Origin of the sequence: Pseudonocardia lacus (assembly GCF_018531445.1) — a bacterium.
Classification (GTDB): Bacteria; Actinomycetota; Actinomycetes; order Mycobacteriales; family Pseudonocardiaceae; genus Pseudonocardia; species Pseudonocardia lacus.
Window position 1 is genome coordinate 1 of the sequence record NZ_JAHDTH010000353.1, and the last position, 4161, is coordinate 4161.

At 75.3% G+C, this 4161-nt stretch carries 3 protein-coding genes and 1 pseudogene; 3 read left to right on the forward strand and 1 reads right to left on the reverse strand.

Features of this window, described 5'->3' with window-relative positions:
- Window positions 1-127: 127 nt before the first annotated feature.
- Window positions 128-1027: a DUF8832 domain-containing protein gene (locus KIK08_RS37560; protein WP_214408079.1), complete on the reverse strand. Its 900-nt coding sequence runs from the start codon at window positions 1025-1027 to the stop codon at window positions 128-130.
- A gap of 142 nt (window positions 1028-1169) precedes the next feature.
- On the opposite strand from KIK08_RS37560, the gene KIK08_RS37565 reads away from it, so the two are divergent.
- The 3 genes and pseudogenes from KIK08_RS37565 to KIK08_RS37575 form a co-directional block, all read left to right on the forward strand.
- Window positions 1170-2201 (forward strand): alpha/beta fold hydrolase, encoded by a 1032-nt coding sequence (locus KIK08_RS37565; RefSeq protein ID WP_308258143.1) that lies wholly within the window; start codon window positions 1170-1172, stop codon window positions 2199-2201.
- Window positions 2202-2237: 36 nt separating this feature from the next.
- Window positions 2238-3410 carry an adenylyltransferase/sulfurtransferase MoeZ gene (gene moeZ, locus KIK08_RS37570; protein WP_214408080.1) on the forward strand — a complete coding sequence of 391 codons (1173 nt, stop codon included), beginning with the start codon at window positions 2238-2240 and terminating at the stop codon, window positions 3408-3410.
- 297 nt (window positions 3411-3707) lie between these two features.
- Window positions 3708-4161 (forward strand): annotated as a pseudogene (locus KIK08_RS37575) (hypothetical protein); the annotation flags it as partial.

A 4161-nucleotide genomic window follows, 5' to 3' on the forward strand; every position in this document is an offset into this window, starting at 1 on the left:
GCCGCCGGTGCGGCCCCCACCCCGAGGTGGAACCCGAGCGCGCCGACCGCCAGCGCCAGCACGACGACGGCGACCCGCCCCCGCCCGAGCGGCGCGGGCGGGGCGGCGGCGTCGCCGACGGCCCCGGTCACGACCCGCCGCGGGTGGCCACCGTGAACTCCGCCGTGTGCACGGCCCCGGCGTGCTGGAAGTCCAGGTAGAGCCGGTACTCCCCGGGCGTCGGCACGTCCGCGACGAAGGCGATCGCCGGGCCGGTGCGGTCCGTCGGGGCCGGGGTGGCCGCGTCGGGGTGGACGTGCAGGTAGGCCAGGTCGCTGCGGCGCAGCGCCACGAGGTGCCCGAACGCGCCCAGGTAGGGCTCCAGGTCGGTGACCGGCGCGCCGTCGCGGGTGATGGTGGCGAAGACCTGCGACGGGCTGCCGGCGACGAGCTCGCCGTCCAGGCGGACCTGGTAGCCGTCGACCTGGGCGACCCGCGACGGGACCGTCGGCAGCGGGGTGAAGTCGCCGGCGACGTAGAGGTCGGTGCCCAGCACCAGGTGCGGGCCGCCGGTGGGCACGAAGTCGGCGTAGGCGCGGTAGACCCCGCCGGCCGGCAGCACCAGCGGCACCCGCCAGATCCCGTCCGGGCCGAGCACGGGGTGCAGGTGCTGGAAGCCCGCCGTGTCGCGGCGCACGACGATCAGGTGCAGCTCGCGCTCGTGCTCGACGTCGAACGCCGTCACCGGGCGCCCGTCGGAGCCGGTGATGGCGAAGCCGAACTCGGCGGGCGCCCCGGGCAGGAACGTGGTGCCCTGCGGCACCAGCGCGTAGCCGGCCGCCGTGGCCACCAGCCCGCCCGACTCGACCTCGGCGCCGCCCTCGTCGTGGGCGTGCCCCGCCTCCTCGGCGGCCTCGTCGTGGGCCATGGCGCTCGCCGGCGCGGCCGTCGACGGCGGTGGGCCGACGCTGGCCCCGGTCGCCCAGGCCGCGGCGAAGACGAGCGCCAGCCCCGCGGCGAAGCCGGCCAGCCGTACCGCAGTCCTCATCGCGCCGTGGACCTCCTGTGCATGGACACCTCACCGAGTACTACCGGGCACCCCTCACCGGGACAACGCGCGGACCGTCCGAAGGATCTCCCCGGGTCGCCGGGGGTTGGCGCGGACCGCGAGCGTCGGGTACCTGTCGAGCGTGGTCCCCTCCGCGCCCGCCGCCCACCCGCTCGTCACCCGCCGTCGGTCGGGCCGCGCGGCGCCGCCGGACGCCCCGCTCGCCGACCCGTCCACCCTGCCCGAGCGCGACCCGCACCGGCCGCCGTGGCCGGGCGGGGAGCAGACCTCCGGCGGCGTGACGCTGCACGTGCGCGAGACCCCCGGCCCCGACGGCGTCCCCGCCGTCTACGTGCACGGGCTGTCCGGCTCGGCGACGAACTGGACCGACCTGGCCGCCCTGCTGTCCACCCGGGCCGCCGGCACCGCCGTCGACCTGCCCGGGTTCGGCCTGTCCCCGCCACCCGCCTCGGGGCTCTACACGCCGGAGGTGCACGCCGACGCGCTGCTGTGCTTCCTGGCCGGGCGCGGGCGGCCGGTGCACCTGGTGGGCAACTCGATGGGCGGGGCGGTGGCGCTGGCCGTCGCGGCCCGCCGCCCGGAGCTGGTCCGCAGCCTGGCGCTGATCTCGCCGGCGATGCCCGACCGGCGCCCCGACCCGCGGCGGGTGTCCGACCCGCGGATGCTGCTGGCCCTGCTGCCCGTCGTCGGGCGGGGGGCGCGGGCCGCGCTCGCCGCGCAGAGCCCGCGCGAGCGCGCCGAGCAGGTCGTGCGGCTGTGCTTCGGCGACCCCTCGATCGCCGCCGAGCACCGCCTCGCCGAGGCCGCCGAGGAGTACGCCCAGCGGGCCCGCCTGCCGTGGGCGTTCGACGCGGCCCGGCTGACCGGGGTGGCGATGGTCACGGGCTGGCTGCGCGGTGAGTCGCTGTGGACGGTGGCCGGCCGCGTCCGGGTGCCCACGCTCGTCGTCTGGGGCGACCGCGACCGGCTCGTCTCGCCCCGGCTCGCCCACCGCACCACCGCCGCGATCCCCGGCTCCCGGTTGCTGATGCTGCCCGGTGTGGGGCACGTCGCGCAGATCGAGGCGCCCGAGGCCGTGGCCCGCGCCGTCGCCGGCCTGTGGGCCGCGGTGGCCGACGGGACCTGGGAAGATCCCGGGCCGCAGGCGCGTTGACGTACCGAAGAGCCCACGAATCGAGGAGCATCCATCATGGCGCTACCACCGCTGGTGGAGCCGGCCGCGGAGCTGACCAAGGACGAGGTCGCCCGCTACAGCCGGCACCTGATCATCCCGGACGTCGGGGTGGACGGGCAGAAGCGGTTGAAGAACGCGAAGGTGCTCGTCGTCGGGGCCGGCGGGCTGGGCAGCCCGGCGCTGCTCTACCTGGCCGCGGCCGGCGTCGGGACGCTGGGCATCGTCGAGTTCGACGAGGTCGACGAGTCCAACCTGCAGCGCCAGGTCATCCACGGGGTGTCCGACCTCGGGCGGCCCAAGGGCGAGTCCGCGCGCGACTCGATCCGCGAGATCAACCCGCTGGTCGAGGTCCGGCTGCACGCGGTGCGCCTGGACTCGGAGAACGTGCTCGACATCTTCCGCGACTACGACCTCATCCTCGACGGCACCGACAACTTCGCCACGCGCTACCTGGTGAACGACGCCGCGGTGCTGCTGGGCAAGCCGTACGTGTGGGGCTCGATCTTCCGCTTCGAGGGCCAGGCGTCGGTGTTCTGGGAGGACGCGCCCAACGGCAAGGGCCTGAACTACCGCGACCTCTACCCCGAGCCCCCGCCGCCCGGGATGGTGCCCTCGTGCGCCGAGGGCGGCGTGCTGGGCGTGCTGTGCGCGTCCATCGGCTCGATCATGGTGACCGAGGCGATCAAGCTCATCACCGGCATCGGGGAGACGCTGCTGGGCCGGCTGATGGTCTACGACGCACTGGAGATGTCCTACCGGACCATCAGGATCCGCAAGGACCCGGAGGCGCAGAAGATCACCGAACTGATCGACTACGACGCCTTCTGCGGCGTGGTGTCCGACGAGGCGCAGAACGCCGCCGCCGGTCACACGATCACCGCTTCCGAGCTCAAGGAGATGTTCGACGCGGGCAAGGACTTCGCCCTGATCGACGTCCGCGAGCCGCACGAGTACGAGATCGTGCGCATCGAGGGCGCGACGCTGATCCCGAAGGACCGCATCCTCTCCGGCGAGGCGCTGGCCGAGATCCCGCAGGACAAGCCGGTCGTGCTGCACTGCAAGTCGGGTGCGCGGTCGGCCGAGGCGCTCGCCGCGCTGCACCAGGCCGGTTTCCGCGACGCCGTGCACGTCGGTGGCGGCGTGCTGGCCTGGGCGAAGCAGGTCGACCCCTCGCTGCCCACCTACTGACCGGACGACCACCCGGTCACCGCTCCACGCATTCCGCTCCGCCCGCTCCCGGTCCACGCCGCGAGCGGGCGGAGCCGTATCCGGCTCCTTTGCGCCGGTCTTCACGCAGCGTCACGAATTCCCGGAGAATCCCCGACCGAGGGCACTCGTTGCTCCTCCATTCGAGTGTGATCCGTTCGCTTCCGAGATCAACTCGAACTCCACCCGGTCCGACCGCGTGCGTAGCGGTGACGGGTTTCAGCAGGTCGACCGGGCGATGTAGGGCCCGGCAGACCGGCGTTGGGGTGGGGGTCTGGAGTGCAAGACCGGAACACGAGGCAGTGCGAGTTCACCGGCTGCGACATCTGGGTCGAGGACATTCCCGGACGGCCACCGCGGCGCTACTGCGGGCCCGCCCACCGCGCCGCGGCCCGGCAGGCACGGCGCAGCGCCTCGCGGGCGTCGCGGCAGCAGGGCGACGGCGTCCCGCAGCCGAGCGTCGCCGCTCCCGCCGAGGCCCCCGAGGTCGTCGAGGCCCCCGAGGCCCCCGAGGCCCCCGAGGCCCCCGAGGTCGTCGAGGTCGTCGAGGTCGTCGCGAGGGAGGCTCCCGCCACCGACGACGTCGTCGTGGCCCCGGTGGAGGTCGCCGCCGAGGCCGCCGAGGCCGGCGCGGCGCCGGACCCCGACCCGCTGTGGGTGGGCCTCCCGGCGCGCCCCGCGGCCACCGCACGCCCCGCGACGAGCCGGACCGGGCGCCACGCCGCCGCGTCCC

Excerpts from the sequence above, each read along its gene's own strand:
- KIK08_RS37560 (WP_214408079.1), bottom strand. The coding sequence starts at position 1,027 with ATGAGGACTGCGGTACGGCTGGCCGGCTTCGCCGCGGGGCTGGCGCTC.
- moeZ (WP_214408080.1), top strand. The coding sequence starts at position 2,238 with ATGGCGCTACCACCGCTGGTGGAGCCGGCCGCGGAGCTGACCAAGGAC.